Annotated in this window: 13 protein-coding genes and 1 tRNA gene; 4 read left to right on the top strand and 10 right to left on the bottom strand. The window is 72.4% G+C overall.

Translation table 11 applies throughout. From position 1 onward, the window contains the following. Positions 1–13 precede the first annotated feature (13 nt). Both IE198_RS06270 and IE198_RS06265 read right to left on the bottom strand, forming a co-directional pair. Positions 14–1,402 (bottom strand): amidase, encoded by a 1,389-nt coding sequence (locus tag IE198_RS06270; protein ID WP_189883515.1) that lies wholly within the window; start codon positions 1,400–1,402, stop codon positions 14–16. Continuing rightward, complete coding sequence (locus IE198_RS06265) at positions 1,383–2,345, bottom strand: D-2-hydroxyacid dehydrogenase (RefSeq protein ID WP_189883514.1); 963 nt, start codon at positions 2,343–2,345, stop codon at positions 1,383–1,385. The genes IE198_RS06270 and IE198_RS06265 overlap by 20 nt, the downstream gene beginning before the upstream one ends. 94 nt (positions 2,346–2,439) lie before the next feature. Here IE198_RS06265 and IE198_RS06260 point away from each other — a divergent pair, with 94 nt between their 5' ends. The 3 genes from IE198_RS06260 (at position 2,440) to IE198_RS06250 (ending at position 5,151) form a co-directional block, all read left to right on the top strand. Further along, positions 2,440–3,243, top strand: a complete 804-nt coding sequence (locus IE198_RS06260; RefSeq protein ID WP_189883511.1) for a maleate cis-trans isomerase family protein — start codon at positions 2,440–2,442, stop codon at positions 3,241–3,243. Next, positions 3,240–3,959, top strand: coding sequence for a maleate cis-trans isomerase family protein (locus IE198_RS06255; protein ID WP_189883508.1), 720 nt, complete (start codon positions 3,240–3,242; stop codon positions 3,957–3,959). The genes IE198_RS06260 and IE198_RS06255 overlap by 4 nt, the downstream gene beginning before the upstream one ends. A gap of 97 nt (positions 3,960–4,056) precedes the next feature. Next, positions 4,057–5,151, top strand: a complete 1,095-nt coding sequence (locus tag IE198_RS06250) for an LLM class flavin-dependent oxidoreductase (RefSeq protein ID WP_189883505.1) — start codon at positions 4,057–4,059, stop codon at positions 5,149–5,151. A gap of 197 nt (positions 5,152–5,348) precedes the next feature. Here IE198_RS06250 and IE198_RS06245 read toward each other — a convergent pair whose 3' ends face one another. Beyond that, positions 5,349–7,181, bottom strand: a complete 1,833-nt coding sequence (locus tag IE198_RS06245; RefSeq protein WP_189883502.1) for a putative bifunctional diguanylate cyclase/phosphodiesterase — start codon at positions 7,179–7,181, stop codon at positions 5,349–5,351. Between the two features lie 477 nt (positions 7,182–7,658). Between IE198_RS06245 and IE198_RS06240 the strand changes: the two genes are divergently transcribed. Then, positions 7,659–8,837: a M6 family metalloprotease domain-containing protein gene (locus tag IE198_RS06240; protein WP_308426789.1), complete on the top strand. Its 1,179-nt coding sequence runs from the start codon at positions 7,659–7,661 to the stop codon at positions 8,835–8,837. Positions 8,838–8,896: 59 nt separating this feature from the next. Here IE198_RS06240 and IE198_RS06235 read toward each other — a convergent pair. The 7 genes from IE198_RS06235 to IE198_RS06205 form a co-directional block, all read right to left on the bottom strand. Then, positions 8,897–8,970, bottom strand: a tRNA-Lys gene (locus tag IE198_RS06235). Next, entirely contained in the window at positions 8,961–9,578 is a 618-nt protein-coding gene (locus IE198_RS06230) for a bifunctional DNA primase/polymerase (protein ID WP_189883499.1), read from the bottom strand. Before IE198_RS06230 ends, IE198_RS06235 begins: the two co-directional genes overlap by 10 nt. Positions 9,579–9,967: 389 nt before the next feature. Continuing rightward, positions 9,968–10,309, bottom strand: a complete 342-nt coding sequence (locus tag IE198_RS06225; RefSeq protein WP_100107283.1) for a DUF8844 domain-containing protein — start codon at positions 10,307–10,309, stop codon at positions 9,968–9,970. A 73-nt stretch (positions 10,310–10,382) separates the two neighbouring features. Continuing rightward, entirely contained in the window at positions 10,383–11,750 is a 1,368-nt protein-coding gene (locus IE198_RS06220; RefSeq protein WP_373299779.1) for an AAA domain-containing protein, read from the bottom strand. Next, the gene (locus tag IE198_RS06215) at positions 11,747–13,363 is read right to left on the bottom strand and encodes a hypothetical protein (RefSeq protein ID WP_189883497.1); all 1,617 of its coding nucleotides are present in this window, start codon (positions 13,361–13,363) and stop codon (positions 11,747–11,749) included. The genes IE198_RS06220 and IE198_RS06215 overlap by 4 nt, the downstream gene beginning before the upstream one ends. After that, the gene (locus tag IE198_RS06210) at positions 13,354–14,499 is read right to left on the bottom strand and encodes a hypothetical protein (RefSeq protein WP_189883494.1); all 1,146 of its coding nucleotides are present in this window, start codon (positions 14,497–14,499) and stop codon (positions 13,354–13,356) included. Before IE198_RS06210 ends, IE198_RS06215 begins: the two co-directional genes overlap by 10 nt. Continuing rightward, positions 14,429–15,307 (bottom strand): phosphatase PAP2 family protein, encoded by an 879-nt coding sequence (locus IE198_RS06205; RefSeq protein ID WP_189883711.1) that lies wholly within the window; start codon positions 15,305–15,307, stop codon positions 14,429–14,431. The genes IE198_RS06210 and IE198_RS06205 overlap by 71 nt, the downstream gene beginning before the upstream one ends. Between the last annotated feature and the right edge of the window lie 117 nt (positions 15,308–15,424).

The following is a 15,424-nucleotide window of genomic DNA, read 5'->3' as shown; positions in this document are numbered from 1 at the left end:
CCGGCGGCGCGGTCTACCCCCGCGCCGCCACGCCGGCCGCGTACAGCGCCTCCGCACCCCGGAGCACGACCCCGTCCGCATGCCGCGCCCCCACCAACTGCACGCCGATCGGCAGACCCGCCCCGTCCACACCGCACGGCACCGTGGCTGCCGGCTGCTGCGTCAGGTTGAAGGGGTAGGTGAACGGGGTCCACCCGGTCCAGCGGTGGTGCGGTGACCCCGCCGGGACCTCTGCCCCCGCCTCGAACGCCGTGATCGGCACCGTCGGCGTCACCAGCAGGTCGTACGACGTGTGGAAGCGCCCCATGCGCCGGCCCAGCGCCATCCGCGCGTCCACCGCCGCCAGATAGTCCAGCGCGCTGTACCGTTCCCCCGCCTCGACGATCTCCCGCAGCCCGGGGTCGAGCAGCTCGCGCTGGTCCCTGCCGAGGTGCTGCACCAACCGGGCCGCGCCGCTGAACCACAGGGTGTGGAAGGCATCGACCGGCTCGGTGAAGTCGGGGTCGGCCTCCTCGATGTACGCGCCGGCTTCCGCCAGCGCTCCCACCGCCCGCCGGACCGCCGTGGCGACCGCGGGCTGCACCGCGACCTGGCCGCCGAGCGAGGGCGAATACGCGATCCGCAGGCCCTTCACCCCCGCGGCGAGTCCCGCCCGCACCTCGCTCACCGGGCCGAGATGCGACCAGTCGCGCCAGTCGTCGCCGCTGATCACGTCGAGCATCAGTGCCGCGTCCGCCGCGTCCCGTGTCATCGGCCCCACGTGCGCCAGCGTCCCGAACGGGCTCGACGGGTACATCGGCACCCGCCCGTACGTCGGTTTCAGCCCGAAGATCCCGCAGAAGGACGCCGGGATGCGTACCGAGCCCCCGCCGTCCGTCCCGAGCGACAGAGCGCCCGCGCCCATCGAGACGGCGACCGCGCTCCCGCCGCTGGAGCCGCCCGCGGTGCGCGACGGGTCGTGCGGGTTGCGGGTCACCCCGTGCCGTGGCGAGTCGGTGACGCCCTTCCAGCCGAATTCCGGCGTCGTCGTCTTGCCGAGGAACACCGCGTTGTGCGCCCGCAGCCGGGCGACGGACGGCGCGTCCTCCTCCCAGGGCCCGTCCTCGCGGACCGTCCTGGAGCCCCGCAGGGTGGGGCCGCCCCGCTGGAGGAGCAGGTCCTTGACCGTGACGGGTACCCCGTCGAGCAGTCCCTCCGGCTCCCCTTCGTGCCATCGCCGCGCCGACGCCTCCGCCTGGGCAAGGGCCTGCTCCGCGTCGACCCGGACGAAGGCGTTGACGCGTGGTTCGACGGCCTCGATCCGTTCCAGCGCCGCGCGGGTCGCGTCGACGGGGGAGAAGTCGCCCCTCTCGTAGCCGGCCAGCAGTTGACGTGCGGTGAGGTCAGTCAGGCGAGTCGTCATGCATGGGGACGTACCCACGTTTCTTGTCCACCACGTTCGGCAGAGGTTTTCCGGCCGCCCACCGTTCGTACATCTCGACGAACTGCTCACCCAGCCGGTCCCGCCAGCCGACCGTGTCGCCGCTCATGTGCGGGGAGACGATCATGCCCGGCACGTCCCACAGGGGGCTCTCGGGGGCGAGCGGTTCGTCCTCGAACACATCGAGGGCCGCGCCTGCGATCCACCGCTTGTCGAGCGCGGCGGCCAGATCCTTCTCGACGACGAGCGGCCCGCGGCCGACGTTGACGAAGCGGGCGGAGGGCTGCATCAGGTCGAAGCGCCGTGCGTCGAACATGCCCCGGGTGTCGTCGGTGAGCGGTGCCGCACACACCACCCAGTCCGCGCGCGCCAGCAGCGGGTCGAGGTCCCGTGCGCCGTGGATGCCGGTGCGCGGTGTGCGGCCCACGACCGCGGTCGCGACGCCCAGCGCCTTGAGAGTACGGGCGATCGCGCGTCCGATGGGCCCGGCGCCGACGACCACGGCCCGTGTCCCGGCGACCGCCAGCCCCTCGCGGTGGCGCCAGTGCCGCTGCCGCTGGAGCTCGAGGGTGGCGGGCAGATCCTTGGCCATGGCGAGCACCAGCGCAGCCACGTACTCGGCGATCGGGGCCTCGAAGATGCCGCGGGCGTTGGTGACGACGGTGTCGGATTCGGCCAGTTCCGGGCAGAGCAGCCGGTCCACGCCGGCGCTCGGGGTGTGCACCCAGCGTGGCCGTGGCCCCTCGCCCGGCCAGGCGCGGCGGACCGCGTCGGAGGTGAAGTCCCACACCAACAGGACGTCCGCTGAAGGCAGTTGGCCGGCGAGCGTGTCCTCGTCCGCGTATGTCACACGGACCTGTCCGGTCAGTCTGCCGAGCCGCGGAGGAGGATCGGCGGCCAGTACGAGAAGTTCCACTTCGGACATCGGTCGGAAATCGCTTCCTGACGTCTGACATGTACGGATTGACCACGCTCGCACCCGAACCTACCTTCGTCAACAAGACACCAAGGGGGCCTGCATGGACGTCTCCTTTCTCGGTGGGCCACAGCCGCAGCATGGTGTCGGCGTGGTCGCCCCGTTCGATTTCGCTCTGGACCGCGAGCTGTGGCGCTGGGTGCCCGACGACGTCTCGCTGCGCCTCACCCGCACCCCTTTCGTGCCGGTCGGGGTCTCCCTCGACCTGGCCCGACTGGTGAGCGAGCACGAGACGCTGCGCGAGGCCGTACGGGCCCTGGGAGCGTCCGAGCCCGAGGTCATCGCCTACGCCTGCACCTCGGGCAGTTTTGTCGACGGCATCGTGGGGGAACGCGCCATGTGCGAGGTGATGAACTCCGCGGGCGAAGTGCCCTCCCTCACCACCTCCGGAGCGCTGCTCCAGGCACTCGAAGAGCTGGGCGCCGGCCGCATCGCCCTGCTCACGCCCTATACGGAGTCGGTCACCCGCTCACTGGAGGACTATCTGGGAGAAGCTGGAGTGACGGTGACGGGCTGCGCCTTTCTGGGCCTGACCCGGCACATCTGGAAAGTGCCGTACCGGGCGGTGGTCGACATGGCGCGAGAGGCGGTGGTCGGCGCGGCCGACGCGCTGTTCATCAGCTGTACCAACCTGCCGACGTACGACGTGATCCCGCAGTTGGAGGCGGAACTGAGGATGCCGGTGCTGTCCGCCAACCAGGTGACGATGTGGGCCGCGCTGCGCACCATCGGCGCCCGGGCCGTCGGTCCTTACCAGGCACTTCTGATGGAGCCGGAGGCGCTCGCGGGAACGCTTCCCGAAGCACAGCCGGAGACACAGCCCGAAGAACAGGAAGGCTGGACATGACGACGGTCGGACTTCTCTACCCGGGACATTCCGCGGAGGACGACTACCCCCGACTCGAGGTACTGCTCGACAGCGACATCAGGCTTCCCATCGTCCACACGGACATCGGCGAGGACGCGCATCGCGTCGACGCGCTGCTGAGGATGGGCTCGCCCGAGCGGCTCGCCGCCGGTGTCGAGGCGCTGCGCCTGGAGGGCGCCGAGTCGGTGGTGTGGGCGTGCACCAGCGGAAGCTTCGTCTTCGGATGGGAAGGCGCCCACGAGCAGGTGCGCGAGCTGGCCAAGGCGGCGGGGATGCCCGCGTCCAGCACATCCTTCGGCTTCGTGCACGCCGTACGGCACCTGGGCACGCCGAAGGTCGCGATCGCCGCGACCTATCCCGCGGACGTCACCGAGTACTTCGCCGCTTTCCTCGAGAAGTCCGGCGCCGTGGTCGTCTCCGGCCGGGACGCGGGCGTCCTGACGGCGGAGGAGGTCGGAACCTGGGGCCGTGAGGAGGTCCTCGAGCTCGCGCGCTCCGCCGACCATCCGAACGCCGACGTGATGCTGATGCCGGACACCGCCCTGCACACCGCGGCCCATCTGGACGATCTGGAGTCCGCACTGGGCAAGCCGGTCCTCACCGCCAACCAGGTGACCGTGTGGGAGGGCTTGCGGCTCGCGGACCGTCGCGCGTGGGGCGACAAGCTGGGCAAGCTGTTCGCCCGGCCGGAGTAACCGCCGGTCCCGGGCGGCGGGAATAAGCGGAGAGGCCCTCCTGTTACCTGTCGGGTCACAACGAACCACGCACGACAGACGCAGGAGGGCCCCAGCGGTGAACGCAGAAGCAGTGGACGAGATCCGAGGTACGGCGGCCGGGACCGCCCCCGTCCCCCTTTCCGTGCTCGACCTCGTCACCGTCGGCAGTGGACGGACCGCAACCGACGCACTGCGCACCAGCGTCGACATCGCCCGCCTCGCCGAGCGCCGCGGTTACCACAGGCACTGGGTCGCCGAGCACCACTCGATGCCCGGCGTCGCCTCCTCGTCCCCGGCCGTGATCCTCGCCCACCTCGCTGCCCATACCGAACGCATCCGCCTCGGCTCCGGCGGCGTGATGCTGCCCAACCACGCGCCGCTCGTCATAGCCGAGCAGTTCGGCACGCTGGAGGCGCTCGCCCCGGGCCGTGTCGACCTCGGCCTCGGACGGGCACCCGGTACCGACGGGGCGACGGCGGCGGCGCTGCGGCGCACGGACGGCCTCAGTGAGAGCGCCGACGACTTCCCGCAGCAGCTCGCGGAGCTGATCCGCTTTCTCGACGACGACTTCCCGGACGGCCACCCGTACGCCCGGATCCATGCCGTACCCGGCCCGGTGCAGGCCACCTCACCCGGCGGCGTCCAGTCCCCGGCCAGGCCGCCGGTCTGGCTGCTCGGCTCCTCCGGCTTCAGCGCGCGGCTGGCGGGCGTGCTCGGTCTGCCGTTCGCCTTCGCGCACCACTTCTCGGCGCAGAACACGATCCCGGCGCTCGACCTGTACCGCGAGTCCTTCCGGCCGTCCGCGGTGCTCAAGGCCCCGTACGCCCTGATCGGCGTCTCCGCGCTCGCCGCCGGCGACGAGCACGAGGCCCGCCGCCAGGTCCTCACCGGCGCCCTCTCCATGCTCCGGCTGCGCACCGGCCGCCCGGGTCTCATTCCGACGCCGGAGGAGGCGGAGGCGTACCGCTTCGGCCCGATGGAACGCGAGTTCGTCGACAGCTGGCTGGGCAACGTGGTGCACGGCACGGCGGACGAGGTGCGGGCCGGCCTGGACGACCTGCAGAAGCGGACGGGTGCGGACGAGCTGATGATCACGGCGAATGCGCATGGCGGCGAGGCGCGGGTGCGGAGCTACGAGCTGATCGCTGACGCGTACGGGCTGCCGGCCTGACGGGGGGTGCGCTGCGGGCGCGGGACGCACCTGCGGCGGGCCTGTTCCCACCCCGCCGCTTCCCGAAGCAAAGTCGACCCGTCCGGCGTTCGAGGACACTGCGCGAAGCGCAGTACGGGGCTCTGGGCCTGCCGCGGTTTCGGGAAGGAGCGGGTCGGGGGCAGGCTCCCCTGCGGCCACGCCCGCCCACGCGCCCGTCAGCCCGAGGCCCCCGCGCGCGCCGCATCCGTACCCGCGCCCAGCATCTCCGCGATCCGTTCCGGGCCCACCGCCCGTGAGTACAGCCAGCCCTGCCCCGTGTCGCAGCCGATCCGCCGCAGCCGAGTCGCCTGGCCCGACGTCTCCACGCATTCCGCGGTGACCGTCAGGCCCAGCCGGTGCGCCAGTTCCACAAGGGCCTGGACGATCGTCTCGTCCGCCGGGTTGGCGTGGGCCTCGTCCTGGAAGCCGCGGACAAACGTTCCGTCGAGCTTCAGCACGGAAACCGGCAGTCGGCTCAGATACGCCAGGTTCGAGTAGCCCGTCCCGAAGTCGTCGATCGCGATGTGCACCCCCATGTCGCTGAGCGCCTGGAGCGCTTGCAGTGGGCGCCCCGCGGACCCCATCACCGCCGACTCGGTCAGCTCCAGCTGCAGCAGATGCGGTGGGAGGCCGGTCTCCGCCAGGATCTCGGCGACGTCGGTGACCAGGTCGGAGTCCCAGACCTGCCGCACGGCGACGTTGACGCTGACGAACAGCGGCGGCACGCCGGGGTGGTCGAGCTGCCACTGCCTCGCCTGGCGGCACGCCGTACGCAGCACCCACTGCCCGAGCTGCACGATCGAGCCGTCCTCCTCCGCGATGGCGACGAACCGATTCGGCGTCAGCGTGCCGAACTGCGGATGGTTCCAGCGCACCAGTGCCTCCACGCCCCGCGTCACCCCGTCGGCCATGCCGACCAGCGGCTGGTACTCGAGCGTGAACTCCCCGCGCTCCACGGCGGGACGCAGCATCGAGGAGAGCGCCTGCCGTGTCATCCGGTGCGCGTTGCGCTCCGGGTCGAAGAGGGTCCAGCGGGACTTGCCGTCCTCCTTCGCCCAGTACAGCGTCGTGTCCGCGGCCTGCATCAGTCCGGTGGCGCTCGTGCCCGTCACCGCACGCTCGACCACACCGATCGACGCGGACACCGACAGCCGCTGCCCCGCGAGGTCGAACGGCTCCTGGAGCGCGGCCAGTACGGACGTGGCGAGGTCGGCGAGCTGCTCGGTGCCGGTGGAGTCCTCGACGAGGATCGCGAACTCGTCGCCGCCGAGCCGGGCGACCAGATGCCCACCGCTGCGGCCCGAGCCGCCGCCCTCGTCGGCGCACTCGGTCAGCCGGGTGGCGACGGCGGCCAGCAGCCGGTCGCCGACCCGGTGTCCGAGGGTGTCGTTGACGGCCTTGAACCCGTCGAGATCCAGGTAGCACAGACCGATCCGGCCGGTGGACCCCTGGTCGTACGGGGACGACTCGAGTGCGGCGGTCAGCCGCTCGAAGAACAGCGTCCGGTTGGGCAGCCGGGTCACCGGGTCGTGCATCTGGAGGTGTCTCAGCCGGGCCCGCAGTTCGCGGCGGTCGCTGATGTCCGTGACGGACAGGAGCACCGTGCCGCTGTCGGGCACCGGTGCGACGGTGACCTCGGCCCACAGGGCGCGCCCGTCCGGGTGCTTGAGACGGCGTGTGCAGCGGAACCGCGAGCGGCAGCCGCGCAGCACCTCGCGGTACGCGTGCCAGGTGCGGGCGTCGGAGGTGAGGTCGATGAGGTCCGCCGCGTGCTGCTCGCGCAGCTCCGCGGGGCGGGTGCCGAGCAGCGCTGCCAGCGCTTCGTTGGCGCTGACCACCACGCCTTCGGGGTCGACGACGGCCATGGCCAGCTGTGCCGCGTTGAAGGCCGCCCGGTAGTCGCTCAGCTCGGCGGAGCTCCGGCCGAAGTTGTGACGCTCCGTGATCGAGGGTCGGATTCCGGGGACTGCGACGCCCGCGGGCCCTTGTCCTTCGGAGGTTCCGCTCACCGCTCACTCCCGCAGTGCAGTTGTGTCGTACAGGGTCGTACAAATGTGGTCGGGGGACGGCCCGCCAAGGCATTCGACGAAGAAATCCAGCAAGAACTCGGGGAAAGTGTGCCGATCATAGAGGCAGCGGAGGTGGCTGTTCCAACGTGACCATCATGCGACAGGGCCTCCAGGGGGAGCGGTCGATCGTTTCTGCGCACGTCTGGAACGGGGTCTGCCGCCCCCTGACCACTTGTGACTTTCCGTGAGCCATCGGAGTGTCGTCGTATCTCGGACCGGCATCGGACCGGTGTCAGGTCGGTCACCCGAGTGGGGCACCGGGAAGGGCGTACCACCAGAAAACATCACAGGGTGGGTGACGCATCCCGCATTCCGCAGCCGGAGGTCCACGTGGAGGGTCAGCAGTCGCCCGAGGGAACACCCGAGAGAGTGGAAAGAGTGCGTCTGCGCAGTGCCGCGGCCGCACTCACTTCTCTCATGGCGTTCACGGCAACCTCCCTCGTGGCCGGCCCCGCGGTGGCCGACCCCATCGGCGGCCCCTGCGCACTCCCCCGGACCGCCGCCCACCATTCACTGGGCCTCGACACCTGGAACGCGGCGTACACGCGGCCGGCCGCCGACCTCGACGCGGTCATGATCTTCCTGTCGTTCCCGGACGCCGTGCCGATGAACTCGCCCCAGGAACTCGCCGCCGACCACTTCCCGGCCACCAGCGACTTCTTCCGGCACGCCTCCTACGGCAAGTTCGCCCTCGACGCCCACCCGCTGGCCCGATGGCTGCCGATGCCGAAGGCCTCGGTCGCCTACGGGATACAGCGCGACTGGAAGCCCGAGGAGCGAGCCGCCTACCTGCGCGACGCGGTCGCCGTGGCCGACGACGAGGTGGACTTCTCCCAGTACGACATCGTCTACCTGGTCGCCGACCCCGACGCACCGGGCGTCGACTCCGACGCGACCAAGGTCGTCAACTTCGACCGGCCGCTGCGCGCCGACGGCACCGACATCCGGCGGGTCGTCACCGTCTTCGAACGCCACCCGCCGGACCGCAACGTGCTCGCCCACGAGACCGGCCACGTCTTCGACCTGCCCGACCTCTACCACCGGCCGGTGGACGGCCACAGCGACTGGGACACCCATGTCGGGGACTGGGACGTCATGGGCAGCCAGTTCGGACTCGCCCCCGACCTGTTCGGCTGGCACAAATGGAAGCTGGGCTGGCTCGGCCGGTCAGAGGTGCGGTGCGTCAACGCCGAGCCCGGCGGCGACGTGGTGACTCTCGAACCCGTCGCCGCCGCGCCCGTGCGCGGCGGAAGCATCGGCACCCGGCTGGCGGTCGTACGGACCGGACCGGAGAGCGCGCTCGCGATCGAGGCCCGGGGGGCCACCGGCAACGACGCCTACACCTGCACCGAGGGTGTCCTGCTCTACCGGGTACGGGCCGAGACGGCGTCCGGCGGGGGCCCCATCGAGGTCGTCGACACGCATCCGGAGACCGGAGCCTGCTGGGGGGAGTCGGTCTACCCGCAGCTCGCGGACGCGCCGCTGCGGGTCGGTGAGACCTTCACCGCGCCGGGCCCGCCGGGAGGGCGGGCGAGGGTGGAGGTCGCGGAGCGCACGCGGACGGGGTCGTGGACGGTGAAGATCACCACGGTCTAGCCGGCCTGGCCGGACACGAAGAAGGTCCCCCGCTTCCGCGAGGGACCTTCTTCCGTCTGTGCGCCGCCAGGGACTCGAACCCCGGACCCGCTGATTAAGAGTCAGCTGCTCTAACCAACTGAGCTAGCGGCGCCTGCTGACGTCGTAGACCTTAGCATCCTGATCGGCGGGAGGAAAAATCGATAACCGTGCCGCGTCCGAGGCCTTCGCGCGCACCGCCCGCACACACGCCCACAGCAGGACCTCCGGGCCCGGGAGCCACGGGTGCCGGGTGTCCGGGGCGACCAGCCAGCGTGGCTCGGAGGCGATGTCGGCGGGGGTCAGAGCCGGGACGGTCACCGCGTCACCCCTGCCGTGGCAGAGCAGTGGCGGCACGACGTCGCCCCACTCCTCCCAGTCGAGCAGCGACGGTAGCCGCTGGGCCGTGCCCGGCGCGGCGAACAGCATCATCCGGCCCCGGTGCATGGCCACGGGCCCCGATCCGGGGCCTTCCGCCCACAGCTGGTCGAGCATCCGCCGCCCGAAGATGGCGGGCACGTTGACCACATCGAACGCCGAGCCGCACGGCAGCACGACGGGCGCGGTCGGCCGTGTCTCCCACTGGGCGAGCGCGGAGCGCGGATACTCCTCCGCGGAGGCGAGCCAGCCGACTCCGGGAGGCGTCACCCGGGCCGCCACGTGGTCCTGGCCGTCGGGGACGGCGTACGTCAGGAGGGATGGGTCTCGCAGCCATGCGGTCATGTCTCCAGGCTTACCCTGGGTGACACTGCAATTGCACTTGCTTCGCCGAAACGAGGACAGGGTGGGGCGGAGTGGAGTATCTTCCGCCACCGGCATATGCGTTCTGATGTTGACCGAGCCGAGTTCCCGGGCGTGTCCCCGGCCTTGGGAGTGCTGCCCCTCGGGCGTGCCCGCGTCACCGGCGTCCCCGGTCCGGACTCGGGAGGGCAGGTTCCGGCCTGCTGGGAGCGCTCCTCCCGGGCTTGGCGAGCGCGGGGAGGTGGCACATCCGTGCCGACCGGGGCGCGCAGGAGGTTCGGCGCGCGGGTGTGGCTGGCGGAGCCCGCCGCACGGCGGTACAGCGGTCGGGGGGACATGCCCCGCGCAGCGGAACCGGGCCGGATCCCGGGCTATGTGACCGCACCCCGCAGCAGGTCCCTGCCGAATTCGATCATCTTTCGCGCGTAGTCCTCCGTCCAGCCCGCACGCTCCCCGATGTCCGCCGGCGTCAGCCGGTCGAAGCGGCCGGGGTCGGCCAGCTGGGCCGCCGCGACGGCCTGGAACTCGACCGCGCGGTCCGTCGCGGCCCGGAAGGCCAGCGCCAGTTCCGTCGCGCGGTCCAGGAGCTCTCGGGGGTCCTCCATGGACTCCAGGTCGAAGAAGTGCTCGGGGTCGGCAGCGGCCTCCGAGGGCTCGAAGAGCAGCGGGGCAGGCCGCACCCTGCGCTCGGTCGTCCGCTCAGGTTCCGCCATGTCCGTACTCCTCCTCGCGTCACGGCCCGCGCTCCGGACCGTCATCCATTGTCCCGCGTCGCGCAAGACCGTCTCAGGCCGTCCCCGGCTCCCAGCGGACGCGGTGCTCGGCCAGATGCGCCAGCACCGCGTGGTTCGCCTCCCAGCCGTCCGGGAACTTCACCGTCACACCCAGCTGCACCGGCTCCGTGGACGGGTGCTCGTCCAGCAGGTCGCTCACGCCTTCGCGGCACACCACGATGCACGCGTGCCGGTGGCGTGAGGCGAGCACGCACAGGCGGCCGGTCTCCAGGTGGAAGGCCGTCGCGTCCGGCCGCCCGGACAGCGGGTGGAGTACGACGGTCACGTCGTACTCCCGGCCCTGGAGACGGTTGGCGGTGTCGACCGTGACACCGGCGACACCCAACTCCGTCAGCGCCGCGCGCACCGCCGCCGCCTGGTCGCGGTGGGCCGTGCCGACCGCGATCCGGTCCACGGTGAGCGGCACCGGCTCCGCAGACTGCTCGGAGACCGCCGCGCCCCCGCGGTCCAGCAGCCGGCGGACCACCAGGGCCACGGCCCGAACCGCCTCGGGGTCGGTGCGCGGCGTGTGGCGCGCGGGCAACTCCAGCAGCCCCCACCCCGACTCGGCGGCCTCGTCGAGGACCCGGTCGGGCCCGGAGCCGTCCGAAGGCACACCGAAGGCCAGCCGCCGATCGTCGGCGACCGTGCCGCTGCGGAAGGGCGTGTACGGGTAGAACGCCTCGGACACCAGCGGCGCCGCCGACGCCGGGAGCCGCCATGAGACGGGCAGCCGGTGCTGCGGCAGGTCCGGGTTGTGCGCCAGCAGAGTGGAGACGGCGCTGCCGGAGGGGTCGTACGACAGCCCGGCCCACTGCTCGGAGCCGACGGTCGTGAACGGGTCGAGCTGGCCGGGGTCACCGACGAACAGGGCCCGTTCGAAGAGCCCGGCGACGGCGAGGAGCGCGTCGGAGCGCATCTGGTACGCCTCGTCGACGATGGCGTGCTGCCAGGGCTCGACGCCCTGCACGTGCGCCCACTTGGCGGCAGTGGAGATGACGACGTCCAGGCCGGCGAGGTCGCCCGCCCTCGCGGACTTGCGCACGTTGTCCAGGTCGTCGAGGGCCTTGTCGTACGGGTCGGAGTCGTTCGAGTGCAGGCGGCCGACGGGGAGCTCCGGCTCCTTCCCGGCGAGCCGCAGCACCAGGTCGTCGACCTGGGCGTTGGTCTGGGCGACGATCATCAACGGGCGTCCGGCGGCGGCCAGTTCGAGCGCAGCGTGCACGACGAGGGTGGACTTGCCCGCGCCCGGAGGCGAGTCGACGACGACGCCCCGGGCGGAGCCGTGGAGCGTGTCGTGCAGGATGCCTGCGGTCGCGCGCGCCGCTTCCGCGCCGGGATCGGACAGCGGCCGGCCGCTCACGGCGGAATCGGACGTCACAGCAGGTCCTCCGGGGTGACGAGGTCGGGCATCTCGGCGACGTGGGACCCGGGGGTCCCCCCGGCGAAGCCAGCGGGAGGCCCGCCGTGTGTCCACGGCGTCTCCTCCGGGTCCGGCAGCTTCGGCCCGCCCCGCTGGTCGTGCTCGAACAGGGTCCAGGCGATCCTGTCGCCCTTGACCGGCACGGACCCCTCCGCGGGATCCTTCCCACGGCCCATCCGGTCGGTGACGCGCAGCACCAGCGTGCCGTCCTCCTCGTATCGCACGAACTGGGCCGTCTGCGGTTTGCCGTCCAGCGAGCGGTACACCTTTGCGCTTCGCCCGCCGAGGTGCGGGTGGTCCTCCGTGCGCACGGTCAGCAGGGGGCGGGGGCTCGGCCGCTTCGACTCGGACCAGGCCATCTCGACGTCGATCACCTCCGACACGAACGCTTCACCGGACAGGCGGCGGCCCGCCAGCACCAGGGGATCGTCCAGGGCCTCCTGGGCCTCCAGCTGCGCCTGCGCCGTCTCCCGGGCGGCGAGCTTCTGCGCCGCGGTCACGGCGTCGTCGCGCCGCGGCTGCGGTGGTTCACCGGCCCGGACCCGGTCGCGGTGTGCCGTGAACGACCAGCGGTCGCGCGTCCAGCGGTCCTCGACGCGGGAGCCTTCCGGAAGTGTCCGTACGAGATCGAGGGCACGCCACACCGCGTCCCAGGTGGGCCGCATCTGGTCCGCGACCAGGCGCCGGATCTCCCGTTCCGCGCGGTGCAGCTCGCCCAGTCGCTCGTCGGCGCTCTCCCCGTCCTCGGCCGCCGCCAGCAGCTGCCGGGCCCGGTCGTAGCGCTCCATCGCGGGCGCGAGCCGCCGGTTGTCGAACACGGGATCGGTCGCGGGTCCGGCGGGCGGGCGGAGCAGCATGCCCTCCCGGTCGCGGCCCAGTTCGGCCCGCAGCGCCGCCTGAGCCCCGGACTCTCCGTCCGGCGGGTCGATCCAGGCGAGCAACGCGCCCAGATGCTGGTCCTCGAGCGATGACTGGCCCGTCGCCCAATGGCGGTTCAGCAGGTCGGTCGCGGCGAGCAGCAGGGAGGAGCCGGGAACGCGGGCGCGCTCGCCGTAGTGGGTCAGCCAGCGGCCCAGCAGCGGGACGCGCGGCGGCGCCGGATACGGGGTGTCCGGGTCCTGCTCGGCGGTGCGCCGGAACCGCATCGAGCGCCCCAGCAGCCGTACGAACTCGGCGCCCGCCCGGCTCGGCACGATCAGCTGCGCGGCGTCCGCGCACAGTTCGACCTCGACGGTGACCTTCTTGCCGGTCTCCGCGTCCGTCTCCTTGCGCTCGACGAGTTCCACGTCGTCCCCGAAGCCGTCCACGTACGGCAGGAGCACATCGGCCAGCTCGGCGAGGAACGCCGAGCGCAGGTCCCGGTCCCGGGGCTGGGCCACGACCAGCAGCCTCGGCTCCTCGCGGTCCGTGCCCACCAGCGCGCCGAGCGGCGCCCCGGCCTCTCCCGCGGTGGTCAGCGGCACGAACACCATCGGGCGTTCGGTCAGCCGCCGGTGGCGGACGGTGGCAAGCGGCTGGGCGCGGCCCGACTCGACGGCCTCCAGCCGGGCGAGCGTGGCGATCAGCGACATACGCCCGCCTCCGGCACTCCGGCCGTGCCGGCCAGCGCCTCTGCCCGCAGGGCCGCGGCGCGCCGTAGCGCCGCCACCGCCGGGTCGGCCGGGTCGCCGGCCTCGCCGCGCGCGGCCGCCAGCACGCCGCCCACCGTCGTCAGCCCTCCCAGCTCCCCGCGGACCGACCGGCCCAGTGTCTGAACCGCACCGGCCTGCCGGGCCCGATCGCGGCAGTGGAACGCCAGCTCGCACGCGGCCAGGCAGTCGGGCGCGTACGCGTGCGGGACCGACTCGACCGCGGCCGTCAGCTCGTCGGCCGAGCAGGCCTCGAGGTCGAAGGTGACACCCTCGGGCAGCGCGGCTGCGATGTCCTCGACCCGGGTCAGCCTGGCCAGTTGACGGCGGGTCACGGAGAGCTGCTTGCGCACGTCCACGACCGACGCGGTCGGCAGGTTGGAGAAGTCCTTGGGGCAGACCAGCAGAATGCCTGGGGCGACCTGCGCGGCGTCCGTGACGGCGGCGACCCGCTCCAGTGCCAGCACGTACACCGCGGCCTGGCGGGCGGCCGCACCCACCTTCGACGAGTCGGCCGACGCGTCGATCATCGGGAACGACTTGATCTCCACGACCGTCCACCGGCCGTCGGGGCCGACGACCACCGCGTCCGGCTCCACGTATGCGGGGGAGCCCGCCACGTCCAGGGCGAGCAGCGGGTGGTCGAGCAGCGTCCACGCCCCCGCCGCCGTCGCCTCGCGCAGCGCCAGCGCCGTGCGCGCCGCGCGGCCCTCGGGACCGGCCGCGGCCAGGTCCGGCACCAGGGCACCGGCCGGGTCGTCGATGCCGAGGAGGCGCAGCAACTCCTTGCCGCCGTCCGCCTTCACCTTCGCCTCGAAGGCGTTGCCCCGCATGAACGCGAACTGGGACTGCCCGAACGTCCCGGGCGAACCCAGCGCGGACGCCAGCGCCGCCTTGTCCACCCCCGCGCCGTCCAGCAACGCCCGGCGCCGGCACCCGGGGTTGGCGGCGAGCGCCGCCAGGGCGCGGGCATCCAGCGGATGGGGCTGCGCGGCAGGACCCCGCAGCTCAGCGAGCCGCTGCCGGAGTGCTGTCGTCGGCGCCTGCGGAGGGGGTCCGCTGCCCAGGGATTCGCTCACCCGCGGAAGTCTCGCATCCGCCACCGACAACGGTGGATCCCGAGGCGGCCGGAGCGAACCCGAGCCGCCCGCGCACCCCGTCGGCCAGCCGCATCGCGGGCCTGGTCAGCAGCGCCCCGGCGCCCATCACGGCGGCGCCGGCGACCGCGTCGAGGAAGTAGTGGTTCGCGGTGCCCATCACCACGACGGTGGTGAGCAGCGGATAGAGGACGGCAAGTGTCCTCAGCAGCGCCGTACGGCCGTGCTGCCACAGCATCAGACCGCACCACAGGGCCCAGCCGACGTGCAGGCTCGGCATCGCCGCGTACTGGTTGGTCATTCCGCCGAGCCCGCGCGGCGCGCTCGCCTCCGTGCCCCACCAGCCGTACGAGCTGTACTGCGCCATCGTGTCGACGAAGCCGTGACCGGCGTCGAGCAGCCGGGGCGGACAGGTCGGCATCAGCGTGAAGCCGACCAGACCGAGGAGCGTGGAGACCATGAGCCAGGTGCGGGCCGCGCGGTAGCGGAGGGGGCGGCGGCGGAAGAGCCAGACCAGCACGGCCGGGGTGACCAGGTAGTGCAGGGAGGCGTAGACGAAGTCGGCGGGTATGCCGAGGGCGGGGACATCTGTGAAGAGACGATTCAGCGGGTGCTCGGCGTTGAGCAGGAGTGCCTTCTCGGCCCGGAGTATCGCGAGGCCGTGGTCCACCGCCGTCGAGACGTCGCCGCGAGCGAGGAGCCGGCCGCCCGAGTACGCGGCGTAGACGACGGCGATCAGCAGCAGCTCGGGCCACCAGCGGGGCCGGTGGGCAGGTGCGGTCTGCGGCATCCGGTCGGTCTCCGTCTCGACTTCGGCTTCGTTCTCGGCCTCGTCTTCGTCTTCGTCGTCGGGCGCGATCACGCGTACTGGAAGGGGGACGCGGAGATCGTCCCGGAGGTTGCCTGA

It is taken from the genome of Streptomyces xantholiticus (assembly GCF_014651015.1).
GTDB lineage: Bacteria > Actinomycetota > Actinomycetes > Streptomycetales > Streptomycetaceae > Streptomyces > Streptomyces xantholiticus.
Note: the sequence above shows the minus strand (reverse complement) of the source record. Positions and strands in the feature narration are given on the sequence as shown.

What these genes read in the sequence shown, in the direction of transcription:
- IE198_RS06270 (WP_189883515.1), bottom strand. Translation starts at nt 1,402, where the DNA reads ATGACGACTCGCCTGACTGACCTCACCGCACGTCAACTGCTGGCCGGC.
- IE198_RS06265 (WP_189883514.1), bottom strand. Translation starts at nt 2,345, where the DNA reads ATGTCCGAAGTGGAACTTCTCGTACTGGCCGCCGATCCTCCTCCGCGG.
- IE198_RS06260 (WP_189883511.1), top strand. Translation starts at nt 2,440, where the DNA reads ATGGACGTCTCCTTTCTCGGTGGGCCACAGCCGCAGCATGGTGTCGGC.
- IE198_RS06255 (WP_189883508.1), top strand. Translation starts at nt 3,240, where the DNA reads ATGACGACGGTCGGACTTCTCTACCCGGGACATTCCGCGGAGGACGAC.
- IE198_RS06240 (WP_308426789.1), top strand. Translation starts at nt 7,659, where the DNA reads ATGGCGTTCACGGCAACCTCCCTCGTGGCCGGCCCCGCGGTGGCCGAC.
- IE198_RS06230 (WP_189883499.1), bottom strand. Translation starts at nt 9,578, where the DNA reads ATGACCGCATGGCTGCGAGACCCATCCCTCCTGACGTACGCCGTCCCC.
- IE198_RS06225 (WP_100107283.1), bottom strand. Translation starts at nt 10,309, where the DNA reads ATGGCGGAACCTGAGCGGACGACCGAGCGCAGGGTGCGGCCTGCCCCG.
- IE198_RS06215 (WP_189883497.1), bottom strand. Translation starts at nt 13,363, where the DNA reads ATGTCGCTGATCGCCACGCTCGCCCGGCTGGAGGCCGTCGAGTCGGGC.
- IE198_RS06205 (WP_189883711.1), bottom strand. Translation starts at nt 15,307, where the DNA reads ATGCCGCAGACCGCACCTGCCCACCGGCCCCGCTGGTGGCCCGAGCTG.